Below are 16540 nucleotides of genomic sequence, written 5' to 3' on the forward strand. Positions count from 1 at the left end.
CCGCCGACCCCCTGACGCTCGCCCCCCTCACCCGGATCCGCAACCTGCTCGCCGGCGTCAGCGCGGGCTCCCTGGCGCTCTGGGCCCTGCTGAACCTCATCTCCAACGTCGTCTTCAACGGTACCCGGACCGCCGAGTACGGCACGACGGCCTACTATGCGGCGTCCGACATGGCCGCGAACATCAACCTCCTGGCGGGCGCGCTCAGCTACGTCGTCTCCGCCGCGCTCACCGCGCTGCTGGTCTCGATCGTGCTCATCGCGTATCGCAAGACGCTCAGGTAGCGCACGGTTCTTCTCGGCTACTCGCGCGCCATCGAAATAACGCGCTGAATCGTACAAGTACGTTATTCTCAACTGCGGATATAGATAGTTGTGCTTGATTCAGCACGTTAATCGGCGCCGCCTGCGCACACCGCCGCCGCGCGCGGCCGGCCCGCTCACTCCCCGCCCGGGGCCTCCGGCGCCCGGCGCTTCGCCAGTTCCTCGAGCTTGGCGCGGTAGGCCGCCTCGATGACCTCGCAGCAGCCCTCCCGGCCAAAGGCCGCGCGGTCCACCACCAGGCTCTTGTGGTCGTGCAGCCGGCACCTGCCCGCCGAGTAGCGCCGGTAGAACGCCTCGCGCTCGCGCTGCCGCTGGCGCACGAGCCGCTCGCCCCGGGCCCTGCTGAGCCCGCGCTTGGCGCGCACGATCTCCACGCGCGCGGAGAACGGCGCCGTCACCAGCACGGAGACCACGTTGGGGTTGGCGCGCAGGATGTACTCGGAGAGGCGTCCCACGATGATGCACGGGCGGCTGCTGCCCAGGTCCGTGATGACCCGGGCCACGGCGTCGAAGAGCTCGTCGCCACGGGTGCGGGCGTCCGCGCGGTCCGGGAGGAAGGCCCCGGAGGCAGCTGCGGGGCGCTCGTCGAAGGCGGCCACGTCATCCACCGAGGCGCCGTTGCGCAGGGCGGCGCGAACGAGGATCTCGTTGTCGTAGAGCGGCAGGCCCAGCCGCACGGAGAGCATCTTCCCTATCTCGTGGCCCTCCGCGCCGAAGTCGCGCGCGATGGTGATGACGACGGGCGCGTCCGCCACGTCGGCGAGCGCGGGGTCCGGCGGGGCCGCGGGTGCGACGGGCTTCTCGGGCATGGTCTGCATGGCGGTTCTCCCCTCTCGCTAGGCCGCGACCAGCCGTCGCTGGTAGGCGCGCACCAGAAGCGATATGCCGAACTTCAGCGCGAAGTACATCAGGAACACGAGGCCATAGAGCAGCAGCACCTGGCTGAGGCTCGTGGTGTAGCCCATCACGACCTTGGCGGAGAACATGAGCTCGGCCACGTTGATGCCCGCAAGGTACGAGGAGTCCTTGATGACCGTGGTGCACTGGCTGAAGAGCGCCGGGACGATGGTGCGGAACGTCTGCGGCAGGATGACGTGGCGCATCGTCGAGAAGAACCCGAAGCCCTGGCTCTGCGCGGCCTCGAACTGGCTTCGGGAGATCGAGTTGAACCCTCCGCGCACGATCTCCGCCACGACCGCGGAGGTGAAGATCGTGAACGCCAGCACCGAGACGAAGACGTCGGAGCCCTTGACCGTAAGGTAAATGACCGACGAAACGTGAGGAGGAGGCGGCGCTCGGGCAAGAAAAAGGGCCGACACCCTGAGGCACCGACCCTGAACGTTTGGTAGCCCGTACCAGATTCGAACTGGTGATCTCCGCCTTGAGAGGGCGGCGTCCTGAACCGCTAGACGAACGGGCCGTTTGGTAGCCCGTACCAGATTCGAACTGGTGATCTCCGCCTTGAGAGGGCGGCGTCCTGAACCGCTAGACGAACGGGCCACATATGCGATTGTGAGGCAAGCGGCAAATGGCTGGGACTGAGAGAGTCGAACTCCCGTTGACGGAACCAGAATCCGCTGTCCTACCACTAGACGAAGTCCCAATCTGCCACTTCGTGCGCCTCTCAGCGCAAGGAAGTACTATACGGGAACTCCCCCGGAAGCGCAACCGTCATTTTTTGGAGAAGTTGTGCGCTAAAACTTGCCTAAAAGGGGTCTGACCCCTTTTAGGCAACTACCAGCGGAGCCAGGCGAGAAGGGCGGCGCGCTCGTTGGGGACCTCGCCGTCCTTGACGGCCTCCAGAAGCTGCGCGAGGACCATGCCCACGCCGGGCCCGGGCTCGATCCCGCGCTCGCGGATCACGTCCGCACCGCCCACGGCGAGGTCGCGCACGCGCCACACCCCTCCGGCCGCAAGCTCGCGGCGCAGCGCCGCGCTCATGGCGTCGAGCTCCACCGCGTAGCCCATGCACCGCGGCGCCTTGGCGACCGCGTCCGCGCGCTTGAGGTCGAGCAGGGCAAAGGCCAGCGGCCGCGCCTGCCCCGGCGCCGCCGCCTCCAGCTCCGCGAGCATCCGCCGCATGGAGGGCGCCGCCGCGCGGATCTCGAAGTCGTGCAGCAGCACGAGCGCCGCTGCCGCACGCGTCACCTCTCCCGGAACCGCCAGGCGCCCCATCACGCGCCGCGCCACGCGCGCCCCCTCCTCCGGGTGTCCGAAGAAGTGCCCGCGCCCGGAGACGTCCTCGCTCCAGCAGGCCGGCTTGGCCACGTCGTGCAGGAGCGCCGCCCAGCGCAGCGCCGGCAGCGGCCGGCCGCCCGCGAACTCCTCCGCGCCCGCGCAGACGCGCGCCGTGTGCTCGAGCACGTCGTGGGCGTGATAGGGGCTCCTCTGGTCAAAGCCCGCCATCGGCCCGAGCTCCGGCACCGCGGCCGCGAGCACGGAAAACTCGTGGCGCAGCGCCCACGCCGTGCGCCCCGTAGCGAGGATCCCGTCCAGCTCCTGGCCGATGCGCTCCGAGGCGATGTCCGCGAGCCCCGGCGCGCACGCCTCGAGCGCGGCCTGCGTGGCGGGCTCGATCGCGGCGCCCAGACGGCAGGCGAAGCGCACCGCCCGCAGCACGCGCAGCGCGTCCTCCTCGAAGCGCCTCCGGGGCTCCCCCACCGCGCGGATGACGCGCGCCGCGAGGTCCTTCTCGCCGCCGAAGGGGTCGAGCAGGCCGCGCTCGGGGTGGAAGGCCATCGCGTTCACCGTGAAGTCGCGCCGCGCCAGGTCCTCGCGCACGTCCGTGACGAAGCGCACCTCGTCCGGGTGGCGCCGGTCCGAGTAGGTCCCCTCCACGCGGTAGGTCGTCGTCTCCACGGGGTGCCCGTCCACGACGGCCGTGACTGTCCCGTGGTCGGTCCCCGTCTCGTGCACGGCCATGCCTGCGGCGCGCAGCACGCGCGCGGTCTCCCGCCACGGGGCCGAGGTCGTCACGTCCACGTCGTGGCCCGGCCGGCCGAGAAGGGCGTCGCGCACCCAGCCGCCCACGACCCAGGCCTCGAAGCCGGCCGCCTCGAGCGCGTCCAGCACCCGCCGCGCGTAGGCGGGCAGCTCGCGCGCCAGGCGCGCCTCGGTCACGGCGTCCATGCGAGCACCTCCCCCGCGCTTCTCGGCCCCTCGTTCTTCTCGCCTGATTCTAGCAGGAACGACGCCGCGACCCGGCCCGCCCGTGCTATGCTCGCCTCGGACGCCCCCGTGAGAAAGGACCCACATGACCAGCCCCGCGATCAGCCCCATTACCGCCGACGACCTCGCCGCCGCCCGCGACGCCTTTGCCGCCGAGCGCGCCAGCGTCGTCGCCAGAAACGCCGTCACCTCCTCCGGCATCCGCGCCGCCGCGCGCGTGCCCGAGGCCGTGGCCGCCAACGCCATGACCTTTGACGTGGAGGTCCGCCAGGGCGAGCGCTGCGACCAGCAGCGATCCGGCCGCTGCTGGATGTTCGCGAGCCTGAACACCATGCGCCACCGCGTCATCTCCCGCTACGACCTCAAGACCTTCGAGCTCAGCCAGGCCTACCCCCTCTTCTGGGACAAGCTCGAGAAGAGCAACTGGTTCCTCGGGAACGTCCTGGACACCCTGGACGAGCCGCTCGACGGGCGCCTCGTGAGCTACCTCCTCTCGGACCCGGTCTGCGACGGCGGCCAGTGGGACATGTTCCGCAGCCTCGTCCGCAAGTACGGCGTGGTGCCCAAGGAGGCCATGCCCGAGACCGCGTGCTCGCGCAACACGCGCGAGCTGGACAAGTACCTGACGCGCTACCTGCGCGGGTGCGCGCGGCGCCTGCGCGAGAGCGCGGGGGCGGGCGTCGGCGGGGACGACCTGCGCGCCATGTGCGCCGAGATGATGGGCGACGTCCACCGTCTCCTGGTGACCTGCCTCGGCATGCCGCCCGAGCGCTTTGACGTGCGCCTGCGCGACAAGGACGACGAGCTCGTGCTCTCCGGCACCTTCACGCCGACCGAGTTCTTCGCCGAGGCCGTTGGCATGGAGCTCGACGACTACGTGAGCCTCATCTCCGCCCCCACCGCCGACAAGCCCTTCGGGCACGTCTACACCGTGAGCCGCCTGGGCAACGTCGTGGAGGACGGCGGCGTGCGCTACCTCAACCTGCCGGTCGAGCGCCTGAAGGAGGCGGCCGTGGCGCAGCTGAGGGACGGCCTGCCCGTCTGGTTTGGCTGCGACGTGGACCAGAGCTACGTGCGCGCGGAGGGCATCATGGACACGGCGGCGCTCGACGTGGACGCGCTCTTCGGCTTCCCAGTGGAGGGCTGCCTGAACCGCGCGGAGCGCCTGGACTACGGAGAGTCCCTCATGACCCACGCGATGGTCCTCGAGGGCGTGAACCTGGACACCGACGGGCGTCCCACGCTCTGGAAGGTCGAGAACAGCTGGGGCAAGGAGCACGGTCGCGACGGCTTTGACACGCTCTCCGACGCGTGGTTCGACGAGTACGTCTACCAGGTCGTGGTTGACCGGCGCTACCTCACGGAGGAGGAGCGCGCCGCCTACGAGACCGAGGAGGCCCGCGTGCTCGCGCCGTGGGACCCGATGGGCTCGCTCGCGCGCGTGCGGTAGCAAAGCTGACGGGGCGCGGCGCTCGGACGGCCGAACCGCGCCCCGCTAGAACTCCGCGAAGCGCGGCTCCCCCGCACGCGCCAGCTCCTCGCCGTTCGCGAGCTCGCGCACGGCCGAGCAGAACCGCTCCTCGTCGCCCGCGCGGAACACGCACGTGAGCTGCACGTCCTCGGCGAAGAGCTGCTCGGTCACGCGCCCGCCGGCCTCGGCGCACAGCCGCGCCACCCGGTCGTAGAGCGCGTAGGGCAGCTGGACCGTCACCGGGCAGACGAGCGTCATCTCTGAGACCGCACCGTTCTTCTCGGCCGCCGCCACCGCCGCCTGCGCCGCAGCGGTGTAGGCGCGCACGAGGCCCCCCGGCCCGAGCAGCGTCCCGCCGAAGTAGCGCGTCACCACGCAGCACACGTCCGCGAGGCCCGCGCCGCGCAGGACCTCCAGCACCGGCATCCCGCTCGTGCGGCTGGGCTCGCCGTCGTCCGAGCAGCGCTCGCGGCCGTCCGCCAGGACCCATGCGGGCACGTTGTGGCGCGCGTCATGGTGGCGGGAGCGCACCTCGGCGAGAAACGCCTCGGCCTCGGCCTCGCTGCCCACGTGCCTGAGCTGTGCGATGAAGCGGCTGCGACGGTCCTCGACCTCGCCCGTCGCCTCGGTGCCCGCCCGCAGCGTCCGGTAGCCGCCCGCCGGGCTCATCACGGGACGCACCTCATCACGGCGGCGCCGGCGGCGACGTCTTCCGCCGGGAGCACCTCGACGCGCGAGAAGTCGTCCGGGTTGGTGACGGTGACCACGACCGTGTCGTCGAGCCCGCGCGCCTCCATGAGGGAGCGGTCGAACCCCAGGACCGGCTCGCCCGCGCGGACCGCGTCGCCCTTGCGCACGAGCTGCCTGAAGCCCGCCCCGCGCAGCGCCACGGAGTCGAGCCCCACGTGGAGCAGGACCTCGGCGCCGCTCTCGGCGCGTATGAGCAGGGCGTGCCTGGTCTTGACCTCGGCGGCGACGACGCCGGTGACCGGCGCGTACGCCACGTCGCCCGCCGGCGCGATCCCCAGCCCGACGCCGAGCATGCCCCCCGAGAACGCCGGGTCGCCTACGTCGCCGAGCGCAATCGCGCGCCCCGTCACCGGGGCGAGCACGGCCTGGGGGTCCTCGGGGGTGGGCACAGGCTTGAGCGTCGGCTTGGCGCGGTCGGCGAGCGCCCGGCCCAGCTTGTCGAACAGACCCACGTACCTGCCTTTCCGCAGCATGCCGCCACGCGGGCGGCCCTTCACACGCAAGTATTGTAGAACAAGCGGAGGGAGCCGGCGCAAGGCGCGTTCATGGTAGAATCGACCACGCGAGGTGGGCCAGGCGACCGCGGGACGCGCTTGCGCGTCATGAGGAAAGTCCGGGCTCCCCAGGGCAGGATGCCGGCTAACGGCCGGGCGGGGTAACCCGACGGAAAGCGCCGCAGAAAAGAAGACTCCAACTGGCCGGCCCTCGGGCCGCGCAAAGGGAAAAGCTGAAACGGTGGTGTAAGAGACCACCAGCGTCGTGGCAACACGGCGGCTTGGCAAGCCCCATCCGGAGCAAACGCAAATAGGAGCGCCATGGTGTGGCCCGCACTGCGCTCGGGTTGCGCGCTAGAGGCGGTCGGTGACGACCGTCGTAGATAAATGGCCGCCCACGACAGAACCCGGCTTACAGGCCCACCTCGCACCTTCGTCGTTCTTCTCGCCCGCTCCGAGAATCCGGGGCCGTGTTCCGGCGGCGTCCGGGAATTAGGGGGCTTGTCCCGGGCGCTTCCGCAAATCCGTGGGGTTGCGCGCCGGAGGGGCCGTGCGGGCGCGCACGGTCGGCGATTCCCGGAAGAATCCGGGTCAGGGTCGGCGATTCTCGGAACGCTCTGCGCACGGTCCCGAATTCTTGGACGTCCCCGCAACAACCCCGGGAATTTCAGGAAGAGCCCCGACAGGCGGCCGAGAAGGACCGCGCGCCCGCCACGAAAAAACGACCCCGGGCCCTCACGGTCCGGGGTCGCGTGCGCTCGTTGCGCGCTGCGCGCTAGTCGAGGTCGCCGAAGTCGCCGGGGTTCACCGTCACGGCGGGGGCCGGCGTCGGGATGGGCGCAGCCACGGCGGCCGGGGCGCTCACGGGCGCGTCGGCGTGCGTGGTGCCGGCCGATCCGCTCGGCGCGCCGGAGAGGCTGGCCTGCGTGGGGAACATGGCCTCGGCGTCGTCCATGAAGTGCTGCAGGAGCTTCTTGTACTCGCCGCGGAACTCCTCGCGGGAGGCCTTGAGGCGGTCGATCTCGTCGAGCTCGTTCTGCTTCTCGGCGAGGGCCTGGCGGATGACCTCGCGGGCCTTGGCGTCGGCCTCGTTGCGGATGCGGTCGGCGTTGTCGCGGGCCTCGGAGAGGAGCTTGTCGGCGGACTGCTGGGCGACGATCAGCACCTGCGAGATCTGGCGCTCGGAGGCGGAGAGGTCGGGCACGGGCGCGGCGGCCTGCGTGGGCGCCGGCGCGGGGGCGGGGCGCTCCTCGAGGCTCGCGATCTGCGCCTGGGCGGCGGAGAGCTGCTGCTCGGTGGAGGTCAGGCGGCCCTTGAGGTCCGCGATCTTCTGGAGCATCGCGTCGACCTCGGAGGAGAGCTGCTCGAGGAAGGCGTCGACCTCCTCGGTGTCGTAGCCGTGCTTGGAGGGGGAGAAGGTCTGCTGTTCGATGTCTGCGGGTGTGATTGCCATTCCTGTTCCCTTTCCTTCGACGGGGGCGGGCTCGGCCCGCGCCCCTGTGTACACCAAATCTTACAGGAGAATCGTGTAGACGAGCCGCTCGATGACGCCCAGGACCAATATCGCCACAACGGGCGACCAGTCCACGCCCATAATCGGCGGGATGAAGCGGCGGAAGAGCCCGAGGTAGGGCTCCACCAGCATGCCCACCGCGCCGCGCAGGTCGTCGAAGAAGCCGCCGGGGCGCGCGGGCACCCACGACATGAGGCACCACGCGACGATGAGCCACCCGTAGATGTCAAAGAGCCGTTGAACGATCGAGACGAGCTGATAGAGTCCCATGACTGCCTTTCCTGAGGGCGCCGCCCGCCGGCTATCCTTCGGCGAGCTCGCGCGTGCGGGCGAGGGCCGCGTCGATCGCCGCGTAGGTCCCCTTCGTGAGCGGGCCCTCGAGCTCGTAGAGGGCCGCCGCGGTGGTCCCGCCCGGCGACGTCACGCGCTCCATATATTCCCTCGGGTGGACGCCCTCAGTCAGGAGCTGCTCGGCGCAGCCGCGCATCGTGGAGGCGACCATCTCGCGCGCGCAGGCCGCCGGGAGCCCCGCGCGGACGCCGGCGCGCGTGAGAGCGTCGACAAAGAGCGAGAAGAACGCCGGCGCGCAGCCCGAGACGGCGCCCGCGACGTCGAGCTGGTCCTCGCGCATGACCGCGACCGCGCCCAGGGCCGAGAAGAGCGTGCGCACGAGCTCCACGTCCTTCTCGCCCGCGCGCGACCCGGCCGTGACGGCCGTGGCGCCCGAGCGCACCTGGACGGGCAGGTTGGGCATCACGCGAACCACGCGCGCGGACGGCAGCGCCGCCTCGATCGCGGACACGGGGACGCCCGCCGCGATCGAGACCACGAGCCGCTCCCCCACCAGCGGCGCGAGCTCGGCCATGACGCCGCCGAGCACCTGCGGCTTCACCGCGAGCACGAGGACGTCGGGGCCGTCGGCGAGAAGCGCGGCGCCGTCCGGGAACGTGCGCGCGCCGAGCGCGGAGAAGGGCCCGAGGCGCGCCGGGTCGCTGTCGGCGACGAGCAGGCGCGCGGCGTCCACCGTGCCGGCCTCGACGAGGCCGCGCGCGATCGAGCCGCCCATGGCGCCCGCGCCGACGACGCCGACGCTCACCGAGAGCTGGTCTGCCATCGCGCGCCCCCTAGCGGACGAGGTCGCCGTCGGCGACCAGCTTGTCGATGTCGGTGGCCGTGAGCGTCACGCCCTGCGGCAGCACGGCGAAGACGCGGTCGCCGAGCTCGGTGACCTCGCCGTTCACGCCGTAGGAGAAGCCGAAGCAGAAGTCGAGGATGCGCTTGGCGCACTCGATGTTGGTGTTGCGGAAGACGACCACCACGGGCTGGTTGGTGCGCACGCGGCGCACGACGGTCTGCACGTCGTCGTAGGAGACGGGGCGCAGCACGTAGGGCGGCAGCTGCCCGGAGCTCACGCGGGAGGCGCGCCCCGTGGAGAGGTCGGTGGTGGGCTGCGGCGCGACGTCGTAGCCGGACGGGCCGCCGGCGACGGGCATGACCGGGGTCGGGTCGGCGTAGGAGGGGCGCGCGGGGGCTCCCTGGTCGCGCCCGCCCACGGGCCGGCCGGAGCGCGTGTAGACCGAGACGCTCTCCGCCTCGGGGCGCGGGGTCGTGCCGAGCAGGCGCCCGCTGCCGGAGGAGGTGTCGCGGCGCGAGCCGCCCTCGCGGCTGTAGCCGTCGTCCTCGTAGCCCTCGTCGTAGTAGTCGTCCTCGTAGTAGTCGTCGCCACCGCCGCGCAGGCGGTCCTTGATCGTGTCGAGGAAGCTCATGTGCCCTCCTTCGCTCGTGCGCCTCGCGGCGCAGCACCGTTAGTCGAGGTTGTACCCCGGGTCGAACACGCACCTTCCGAGGCGGACGAGGGTCGAGCCCTCCTCCACCGCGATCTCAAAGTCGTCGCTCATGCCGCACGAGAGCGTCTCGAGCGCAAGCCCCGTCCGCGCGCGCAGCTCGTCCGCGAGCTCCCGCAGGCCCGAGAAGGTCCTTCTCGCCGCGGACGGGTCGCCGGCCGGGGCCATCGTCATGAGGCCGCGCACCGAGAGCCCCGGCAGGGCCACGACCTCCTCCGCACACGCGCGCAGCTCGTCCGGCGAGAAGCCCGACTTGGAGGCCTCGCCGGAGACGTTGGTCTCGAGCAGCACGTCCGCGACGATCCCGCGCGCCGCGCAGCGCGTGGAGACGGCCTCGGCGAGGTGCGCCGAGGAGATCGAGTGAATCAGCCGGACCCGGCCGATCACCTGGTTGATCTTGTTCTTCTGGAGGTTGCCGATCATGTCGAAGGTCGCCCCGGCGGCCTCGGGCGCGCCCTCGAGGGCGTCGAGCTTGCGCCCGAGCTCCTGCGGGCGGTTCTCGCCGAAGCGCGACCATCCCGCGCGCAGGGCGAGAAGGACCGCGTCGACGTCGACCGTCTTGGAGACCGCGATGGCCTCCGTCTCGCGCGGGTCCCTCCCCGCGCGGGCGGCCGCCGCCGCGACGCGCTCGACGATCTCCTCGCGCCGGCTCCTCAGGAACTCCTCGTATGACCTCGGGTCGCCCGTCATCCGAGCGTCGCCTCCCCTGTTCTCATGAGTGCGATCGCGCCGTGGCGGCCGGTCTCGCCGCCCTCGGCGCGGTACGAGTAGAAGCGCTCCGTCGCGCTCGCCGTCGAGACGTCGCAGACCGCCACGTTCTTCTCGGGCACGCCGGCCTCCGCGAGCGCGGCGACCACGGCGGCGCCGAGGTCGAGGTGGCGCGGCGTCGGCACGACCGAGGGGCCAAACTCAGTAGCGAAGCGGGCGGCAAGGTCCTCGGAGACCTCGTAGTCGGCGGCGCCGACGTGCGGGCCCACGTAGGCGAGAAGGTCGGCGGGCGCGCAGCCGGCCTCGGCGCAGAGGGAGCGCACGGCCGTGCCGCAGATGCGCGCGACCGTGCCGCGCCAGCCGGAGTGGACGACGGCGAACGCGCCCGGGGCCGCGAGGACCACGGGGACGCAGTCGGCGAAGCACAGGAGGACCGGCACGTCCGGGGCCGTGCAGACCACGGCGTCCGCGCCCGCCTCGGCCTCGGCGCGCGCGGCGTCGAGCGCGGCCGGGTCGGCCGAGCGCACGACGACCACGTGGTCGCCGTGGACCTGGTGCGGCACCACGAGACGGTCGAGAAGGTCCTCGGCTCCGAGCGCCGCGAGCGCGCGACGGCGGTTCTCCGCGACGCGCGCGGGGTCGTCGCCGCAGCGCGCGCCGAGGTTGAGCGAGGCGTAGGGCGCCTCGGAGACGCCGCCCGTCCGCTCGGTGAACGCGAGCGTGACCCCGCCCGGACGGGAATCGTCCGAGAGCAGGGTCACGCCGCACGAGGTCTGTCGCGTGAGCGCGGCCATCGCTAGAGGCGGCTGCGCTTGAGGAAGTCGGGGATGTCGAACTCCTTGTCGTTGGACGAGGAGGCCGAGGCCGGGCGGCTCACGTTGATCGGCATGGAGGCCGGCTGCTGCGAGGCGGGCGTGGGCGCCGGGCGCACGTCGCGCGCGGGGGCCTGGCGCTCGCGGCGCGGGGCCATGTTGAGCGACGGGAGCGGCTGCTGCACGTTGGCGTCGTTGAAGCCGGTGGCGATGACGGTCACGCGGACCTGGTCGCCGAGGGACTCGTCGACGACGGTGCCGAAGATGATGTTGGCTTCGGGGTCGACGTTCTTGGCCACGAGGTCGGCGGCGTCGTTGATCTCCTGGATGCCGAGGTCCTTGTTGCCGGCGATCGAGAGGAGGACGCGGGTGGCACCGTCGATCGAGCTCTCGAGCAGGCGGCTGGAGATGGCCTCCTCGGCGGCGTCGGTGGCGCGGTTGTCGCCGGAGGCGGTTCCGATGCCCATCATGGCCGTGCCCGCGCCCTTCATGATGGTGCAGACGTCGGCGAAGTCGAGGTTGATGAGGCCCGGGACCGTGATGAGGTCGGTGATGCCCTGGGTGCCCTGGCACAGCACGTCGTCGGCCATGCGGAAGGCCTCGAGCATCGTGGTCTTCTTCTCGGAGAGGTCGAGCAGGCGGTCGTTGGGGATCACGATGAGCGTGTCCACGTTCTCGGAGAGGTTGGCGATGCCCTGGGTGGCCGAGGCGTAGCGCTTGCGGCCCTCGAAGGTGAAGGGCTTGGTCACGACGCCCACGGTGAGGGCGCCCACGTCGTTCTTGGCGATGTCGGCCACCACGGGCGCGGCGCCGGTGCCGGTGCCGCCGCCCTCGCCGGCGGTGATGAAGACCATGTCGGAGCCGGCGAGCGCGGCCTTAATCTCGTCGCGAGAGTCCTCGGCTGCCTCCTTGCCGACCTCGGGGTTGGCGCCGGCGCCGAGGCCCTTGGTGATGTCGGTGCCGATGTGGACCTTGATGTCGGCGTCGGAGATGGCGAGCGCCTGCGCGTCGGTGTTGACGGCGACGAACTCGACGCCGCGGATGCCCTCCTCGATCATGCGGTTCACCGCGTTGGTGCCGCCGCCGCCCACGCCCACGACCTTGATCACGGCGAGATAGTTGCTGAGGGTGTCGGTGTCCTTGATCATCGTGCTCTCCTTTTGCCTTTCGTGCCTCGTTGCGGAGCGTGCCTGAGGTCGTGCTTCTCGCTCGGTCCCGTGCGAGGCAAACCCTAAAGGTCAAGTTAACCCCGAAGCTTGGGATAAAGCGAAGCATATTTGCACACTTGAGGCTTGCTCGTCAAGTCGTGTGACGAATCTGTGGACGCCGCAGCTCGGAGGGGCTGCGAGCGGCCGTCACTCCCCCGAGGTCTGCGCCGCGCCCACGCCGTCGCCGGGCTGGACGTTGTCGGAGTCGAGCTCGCGGTAGGCGGGGCTCGAGGGAACGCGCACGTTGATGCGCACGACGTGACCGTCGCTCTGGGCGAGGTAGCCCTCGACGATGCGCTCCTTCTCGGAGATGTCGGTCGGCTCGCCGAGGGAGACCTCGACGCCGCTCTCCAGCACGCAGGAGACGTTCTCCGTCGAGGGGGCGCTGTAGCACGCGACCTGCGCGGCGAAGTCGTCCGAGAAGCCCTCCTGGAACTGGCGCACGGCGTCGAGCACGGCGTCGGTGGCCGCCGAGCCGGGAGCGGGGTCCACGGTGGAGGGGACGTCGGTGACGAGGAGGCAGCCGGCCTGCTGGGCGAGCGCGAGGGCGGCGTCGCTCACGGACTGCCCCTCCGCCGCCTCCACGCTGACGGGCTCGATCCAGGTGTTCTGCTCGCTCAGGTACCAGGCGACGGTCCCCGAGCTCATGAGCACGAGCATGGCGGGGCGCTGCTCCTCCACGCTGATCACGAGGGTGCCGGGGAAGGAGCGCGAGAAGCTCGCGGAGGCCACCCAGGGGTTCTTCCGGAGCGACTCCTCGATGGCGTCGGTGTCCACGTTGAGCAGGGTCGCCCCCTCGGGCACCTGGGCGAGGCTCTGGACGTCCTCGGCGCTCACGTGCTCGGTGGGCTCGAACTCGATCGAGGTGATCGCGAAGACCGGCGAGTTGCGCAGCGCGAAGAGCGCGACCACGGCGACGAGGGCGAGGGCGAGCAGGCCCGCCGCGACGAGCGCCGCGACCCTGAGCATGCCGGCGCGCTGGTGCCGGACGCGGCGGTCGCGGGGGCGCTGGGGCTTCGCAGCGGCGCGGCCCGGCCCCGCGAGCTGCGGGCCCGAGCGGCGGGCGGTCACGGGCGCCTTCGCGCGGGCGCGCGGCGCGGGCGCCTGGGCCGTGCGCGGCGCCGGGGCGCGACGGGCGCGCCCGGCGGCCTTGGGCGCCCGTCCCCGGGGCGTGGGCCGCCTGTCCTTCTCGCCCGCCATGGGCTAGCCCCCGAATCCGAGGAACTTCACCTCGGGGGAGAGGTCGATGCCGTAGCGCCCCATGACGGCGTCGTGGGCGCGCGTGATGAGGGCGAGCACGTCCGCGGCGCGGGCGCCGCCCCGGTTGACGATGAAGTTGGCGTGCGTCGGCGAGATCTCGGCGCCGCCGCACGTGAGACCGGAGAGGCCGCACGACTCGATCAGCGCCCCCACCGAGCGGTCGGGCGGGTTGCGGAAGACCGAGCCGCAGCTCGGCAGCGACAGCGGCTGGCTCTGGCGGCGCCGGCGCAGACGGGCGTCCATGTCGGCGGCGATCGCGTCCTTCTCGGCGGGCATGAGCTGGAGCGTGGCCTCGAGGATGACCTCCGAGGTGGGCAGCGTCGTCGTGCGATAGCCCCACTCGACCTCCTCGCCGGCGTAGCGGTGCATCCCCTCCCCGGGCCGGTACACCACGAGGTCACGGACGCGCCGGCCGATCCACTCGCGCCGCGACCCGGCGTTCATGGAGAGCGCCCCGCCGAGCGTGCCGGGGATGCCCGCGCACGGCTCGAGCCCCGAGAGCGAGGCCCGCAGCGCCTCGTTGACCACGCGGGAGAGCGCGGCGCCGGCGCCGGCCGTGATCGTGCGGTCCTCGGCCGAGACGTTCACGCGCGTGAAGTCGCCGTCCAGGACGATGACGCAGCCGTCGTAGCCGGCGTCGTCGGCCAGGACGTTGCTCCCCTTGCCGAGCACGACCCAGCGGACGTGCTCCTCGGCGAGCACCTCGACGGTGCGCACGAGGGCAGCGTAGTCGCGCACGCGCACGAACAGCGCCGCCGGCCCGCCGATGCGATAGCTCGTCCGGCGGGAGAGCGGCTCGTCGCGCGAGACGTCGGCGTCGACGGCCCCCGAGAGGCTCATGTAGGCGTTGAAGACGCTCAAGCGTGCCCCCTAGCGGCCCGCGCGCTCGCGCATGGCCTCGATGAAGGCGGGGCCGATTGCGGTCACGTCGCCGGCGCCCTGCGTGATCAGCAGGTCACCGGGGCGGCAGGTGGCGCAGAGGTCGTCAATCAGGGCGTGGCGGTTCGGCACGTACGCGACGTCACCGACGTGCCCGCGGGCGCGCACGGCCGAGACGACGGTCTTGCCGGAGACGCCCGGGATGGGCATCTCGCCCGCGCTGAAGACGTCCATGACGCGCAGGACGTCGGCGTGGTCGAAGGCCGTGCCGAACTCGTCGGCGAGCGCCTGCGTGCGGCTGTAGCGGTGCGGCTGGAAGACGCACACGATCCGCTCGAAGGGCAGGTCGGCGGCCGCGCCGAGGGTCGCCGCGATCTCGGTCGGATGGTGGCCGTAGTCGTCCACGACCGTCACGCCCGCGACGTCGCCGACGTGCGTGAAGCGGCGGCGCGCGCCCTTGAACTGGGAGAGCGCGGCGGCCGCGTCCTCGGCGTCGAGGCCGAGCACGCCGGCCACGGCGATCGCGGCGGTGGCGTTGGCCATGTTGTGGCGGCCGGGGTTGGCAGCGATGGTCACGTGGACGTTCTTCTCGCCGCCCGGCAGGCGCACCGAGAAGCTGCTCGCGAGCGCGTGGTTGGACGGCTCGGGGACGCACACGTAGTCGCAGGCGGGGTCGAAGCCGTAGGTCACGACGCGCCGGCCGGTGGAGCGGGCGAGCTCCACGTAGCGGGCCACGTCGCCGTTGACGATGACCGTGCCCTCGTCGCCGACGAGGCCCATGAACGTGCAGAAGGTCTTCTCGATGTTCTCGAGCGTGCCGTAGTGGTCGAGGTGGTCGGCCTCGATGTTGGTCACCACCACGACGCGCGGGTTCAGGTAGAGGAAGGAGCCGTCGGACTCGTCCGCCTCGCAGACGAAGTGCTCGCCGGAGCCGTTGCGGCCGTTGGTGCCGTAGCCCTCCACCACGCCGCCAATCAGAAACGACGGGTCGAGGCCCATCTTGTCGAGCATCGTGGCCACCATCGAGGAGGTGGTCGTCTTGCCGTGCGTGCCGGCGACGGCCACCGTGGTGGAGGCGCCGGAGAGGTAGGAGAGCATCTTGGCGCGCGGCCAGATGGGGATGCCCAGCTCGCGGGCGCGCACGACCTCGGGGTTGGTCTCGGGGATCGCCGTGGAGGTGACCACGACCTGCGGCGCGACGACGTCGATCGTGGCCGCGTCGTGGCCCACGGTGACGTCGATGCCGGCCGCCTCGAGCTCGCGGACGTAGTGCGAGCTCTTGAGGTCCGAGCCCGTGACGCGGCATCCGCGCTCGTGGAGCACCAGGGCGATGCCGCTCATGCCGGCCCCGCCGATGCCGATGAAGTGCGCGCTGGTGACGTTCTGCATGTCGGACATTCTGCCGACCCTCCGTCCTTCTCGGTGCATATCGCATCTACTGTAGCCCAAACGGGCGCCGCCCACGCCGGCTTGCGCCCTCGTGCACAAATCCCGCTTGACGCGCTGCCCAAGAAACGGCGCCCTTGTCCCAAGGCGTTCCGTGAATCGGGGACGTTGGTGCAGGACGTTCCGGGAATCCGCGACGTTGTCATGGGGCGTTCTAGCAATCCGGGACGTTGTCACGGAATCTTCCGGGAATCGCGGGGGTTGCGCGCCCAGCGGGCCCGCAGGTGTAACAAGCCCAGCGTTTCCTGGGGCACCGCGCGACAAGGGCGGCGATTCTCGGAGCGCGCCGGGCCACGGCCAGGGATTCCCGGACGGGCGCGTGCCCACTCTAGAGAACGGCGACCTTGTCCCAGGGTCGTCCAAGAAACGGCGCCCTTGTCCCGGGGCGTTCTAGCAATCCACGCCCTTGTCCCGAGGTGCTCCAGGAATCCGGTCCCCTGTCGCAAAAACATCCAAGAATCCGAGAGGTTGCGCGGCCGACGCGATCCGCAGGCGTGTCAAGCCCGGCGTTTCCCGGACGGCGGCGCGACAAGGGCGGCGATTCTCGGGGCGCAGCGGGACGCGGTCGGGGATTCCCGGACGGACACGTGACCGCTCCAGAGAGCGGCGACCTTGTCCCGAAGCGTTCTAGCAATCCGCGCCGCTGTCCCAGGGCGTTCCGGGA

At 71.5% G+C, this 16540-nt stretch carries 17 protein-coding genes, 3 tRNA genes and 1 other RNA gene; 3 read left to right on the top strand and 18 right to left on the bottom strand.

The window, feature by feature from the left end:
* Nucleotides 1-284: hypothetical protein (locus H6A07_RS08755; RefSeq protein WP_204814545.1), on the top strand; the 284-nt coding region annotated here is incomplete at its 5' end.
* 155 nt (nucleotides 285-439) lie between these two features.
* On the opposite strand, the gene H6A07_RS08760 is transcribed toward H6A07_RS08755, so the two are convergent.
* The 6 genes from H6A07_RS08760 to H6A07_RS08785 form a co-directional block, all read right to left on the bottom strand.
* Entirely contained in the window at nucleotides 440-1141 is a 702-nt protein-coding gene (locus H6A07_RS08760; protein ID WP_239471193.1) for an AAA family ATPase, read from the bottom strand.
* Between the two features lie 18 nt (nucleotides 1142-1159).
* Nucleotides 1160-1642: an ABC transporter permease subunit gene (locus tag H6A07_RS08765; protein ID WP_342636583.1), complete on the bottom strand. Its 483-nt coding sequence runs from the start codon at nucleotides 1640-1642 to the stop codon at nucleotides 1160-1162.
* Between the two features lie 24 nt (nucleotides 1643-1666).
* Nucleotides 1667-1743 (bottom strand) — tRNA-Glu (locus H6A07_RS08770).
* Between the two features lie 3 nt (nucleotides 1744-1746).
* Nucleotides 1747-1823: transfer RNA gene (locus H6A07_RS08775), tRNA-Glu, on the bottom strand.
* 29 nt (nucleotides 1824-1852) lie between these two features.
* Nucleotides 1853-1926: transfer RNA gene (locus H6A07_RS08780), tRNA-Gln, on the bottom strand.
* Between the two features lie 131 nt (nucleotides 1927-2057).
* Entirely contained in the window at nucleotides 2058-3452 is a 1395-nt protein-coding gene (locus tag H6A07_RS08785) for a CCA tRNA nucleotidyltransferase (RefSeq protein WP_204814546.1), read from the bottom strand.
* 124 nt (nucleotides 3453-3576) lie between these two features.
* Here H6A07_RS08785 and H6A07_RS08790 point away from each other — a divergent pair, with 124 nt between their 5' ends.
* Entirely contained in the window at nucleotides 3577-4941 is a 1365-nt protein-coding gene (locus H6A07_RS08790; protein ID WP_204814547.1) for an aminopeptidase C, read from the top strand.
* Between the two features lie 45 nt (nucleotides 4942-4986).
* Here H6A07_RS08790 and H6A07_RS08795 read toward each other — a convergent pair whose 3' ends face one another.
* Both H6A07_RS08795 and H6A07_RS08800 read right to left on the bottom strand, forming a co-directional pair.
* A complete protein-coding gene (locus H6A07_RS08795; RefSeq protein WP_204814617.1) occupies nucleotides 4987-5631 on the bottom strand; it encodes an IMPACT family protein in 645 nt (214 codons plus the stop codon).
* Nucleotides 5631-6164 carry a glucose PTS transporter subunit IIA gene (locus tag H6A07_RS08800; protein ID WP_204814548.1) on the bottom strand — a complete coding sequence of 178 codons (534 nt, stop codon included), beginning with the start codon at nucleotides 6162-6164 and terminating at the stop codon, nucleotides 5631-5633. Before H6A07_RS08800 ends, H6A07_RS08795 begins: the two co-directional genes overlap by 1 nt.
* 112 nt (nucleotides 6165-6276) lie before the next feature.
* Between H6A07_RS08800 and rnpB the strand changes: the two genes are divergently transcribed.
* Nucleotides 6277-6637: RNase P RNA component class A (gene rnpB / locus H6A07_RS08805), an RNA gene on the top strand.
* 344 nt (nucleotides 6638-6981) lie between these two features.
* Here rnpB and H6A07_RS08810 read toward each other — a convergent pair.
* The 10 genes from H6A07_RS08810 to murC form a co-directional block, all read right to left on the bottom strand.
* Nucleotides 6982-7659, bottom strand: a complete 678-nt coding sequence (locus H6A07_RS08810; protein ID WP_204814549.1) for a DivIVA domain-containing protein — start codon at nucleotides 7657-7659, stop codon at nucleotides 6982-6984.
* A 60-nt stretch (nucleotides 7660-7719) separates the two neighbouring features.
* Entirely contained in the window at nucleotides 7720-7989 is a 270-nt protein-coding gene (locus tag H6A07_RS08815; RefSeq protein ID WP_204814550.1) for a YggT family protein, read from the bottom strand.
* A 31-nt stretch (nucleotides 7990-8020) separates the two neighbouring features.
* Complete coding sequence (proC, locus tag H6A07_RS08820) at nucleotides 8021-8833, bottom strand: pyrroline-5-carboxylate reductase (protein ID WP_204814551.1); 813 nt, start codon at nucleotides 8831-8833, stop codon at nucleotides 8021-8023.
* Nucleotides 8834-8843: 10 nt separating this feature from the next.
* Nucleotides 8844-9485: a cell division protein SepF gene (sepF, locus tag H6A07_RS08825; protein WP_204814552.1), complete on the bottom strand. Its 642-nt coding sequence runs from the start codon at nucleotides 9483-9485 to the stop codon at nucleotides 8844-8846.
* Between the two features lie 39 nt (nucleotides 9486-9524).
* Nucleotides 9525-10253: a YggS family pyridoxal phosphate-dependent enzyme gene (locus tag H6A07_RS08830; protein ID WP_204814553.1), complete on the bottom strand. Its 729-nt coding sequence runs from the start codon at nucleotides 10251-10253 to the stop codon at nucleotides 9525-9527.
* Nucleotides 10250-11065: a polyphenol oxidase family protein gene (locus tag H6A07_RS08835; RefSeq protein ID WP_204814554.1), complete on the bottom strand. Its 816-nt coding sequence runs from the start codon at nucleotides 11063-11065 to the stop codon at nucleotides 10250-10252. The genes H6A07_RS08830 and H6A07_RS08835 overlap by 4 nt, the downstream gene beginning before the upstream one ends.
* Before the next feature lie 2 nt (nucleotides 11066-11067).
* Nucleotides 11068-12231, bottom strand: coding sequence for a cell division protein FtsZ (gene ftsZ / locus H6A07_RS08840; RefSeq protein ID WP_204814555.1), 1164 nt, complete (start codon nucleotides 12229-12231; stop codon nucleotides 11068-11070).
* A 207-nt stretch (nucleotides 12232-12438) separates the two neighbouring features.
* The gene (locus tag H6A07_RS08845) at nucleotides 12439-13491 is read right to left on the bottom strand and encodes a cell division protein FtsQ/DivIB (protein WP_204814556.1); all 1053 of its coding nucleotides are present in this window, start codon (nucleotides 13489-13491) and stop codon (nucleotides 12439-12441) included.
* 3 nt (nucleotides 13492-13494) lie between these two features.
* Nucleotides 13495-14412: a UDP-N-acetylmuramate dehydrogenase gene (gene murB, locus H6A07_RS08850; protein ID WP_204814557.1), complete on the bottom strand. Its 918-nt coding sequence runs from the start codon at nucleotides 14410-14412 to the stop codon at nucleotides 13495-13497.
* Nucleotides 14413-14421: 9 nt separating this feature from the next.
* Entirely contained in the window at nucleotides 14422-15828 is a 1407-nt protein-coding gene (gene murC, locus H6A07_RS08855; RefSeq protein ID WP_204814558.1) for a UDP-N-acetylmuramate--L-alanine ligase, read from the bottom strand.
* Nucleotides 15829-16540 lie beyond the last annotated feature (712 nt).

It is taken from the genome of Olsenella uli (assembly GCF_016899935.1).
Lineage (GTDB): Bacteria > Actinomycetota > Coriobacteriia > Coriobacteriales > Atopobiaceae > Thermophilibacter > Thermophilibacter uli_B.

Excerpts from the sequence above, each read along its gene's own strand:
- H6A07_RS08845 (WP_204814556.1), bottom strand. The coding sequence starts at position 13,491 with ATGGCGGGCGAGAAGGACAGGCGGCCCACGCCCCGGGGACGGGCGCCC.
- H6A07_RS08795 (WP_204814617.1), bottom strand. The coding sequence starts at position 5,631 with ATGAGCCCGGCGGGCGGCTACCGGACGCTGCGGGCGGGCACCGAGGCG.
- ftsZ (WP_204814555.1), bottom strand. The coding sequence starts at position 12,231 with ATGATCAAGGACACCGACACCCTCAGCAACTATCTCGCCGTGATCAAG.
- H6A07_RS08815 (WP_204814550.1), bottom strand. The coding sequence starts at position 7,989 with ATGGGACTCTATCAGCTCGTCTCGATCGTTCAACGGCTCTTTGACATC.
- sepF (WP_204814552.1), bottom strand. The coding sequence starts at position 9,485 with ATGAGCTTCCTCGACACGATCAAGGACCGCCTGCGCGGCGGTGGCGAC.
- H6A07_RS08785 (WP_204814546.1), bottom strand. The coding sequence starts at position 3,452 with ATGGACGCCGTGACCGAGGCGCGCCTGGCGCGCGAGCTGCCCGCCTAC.
- H6A07_RS08760 (WP_239471193.1), bottom strand. The coding sequence starts at position 1,141 with ATGCAGACCATGCCCGAGAAGCCCGTCGCACCCGCGGCCCCGCCGGAC.
- H6A07_RS08835 (WP_204814554.1), bottom strand. The coding sequence starts at position 11,065 with ATGGCCGCGCTCACGCGACAGACCTCGTGCGGCGTGACCCTGCTCTCG.
- H6A07_RS08790 (WP_204814547.1), top strand. The coding sequence starts at position 3,577 with ATGACCAGCCCCGCGATCAGCCCCATTACCGCCGACGACCTCGCCGCC.
- proC (WP_204814551.1), bottom strand. The coding sequence starts at position 8,833 with ATGGCAGACCAGCTCTCGGTGAGCGTCGGCGTCGTCGGCGCGGGCGCC.
- H6A07_RS08830 (WP_204814553.1), bottom strand. The coding sequence starts at position 10,253 with ATGACGGGCGACCCGAGGTCATACGAGGAGTTCCTGAGGAGCCGGCGC.
- murC (WP_204814558.1), bottom strand. The coding sequence starts at position 15,828 with ATGTCCGACATGCAGAACGTCACCAGCGCGCACTTCATCGGCATCGGC.
- H6A07_RS08810 (WP_204814549.1), bottom strand. The coding sequence starts at position 7,659 with ATGGCAATCACACCCGCAGACATCGAACAGCAGACCTTCTCCCCCTCC.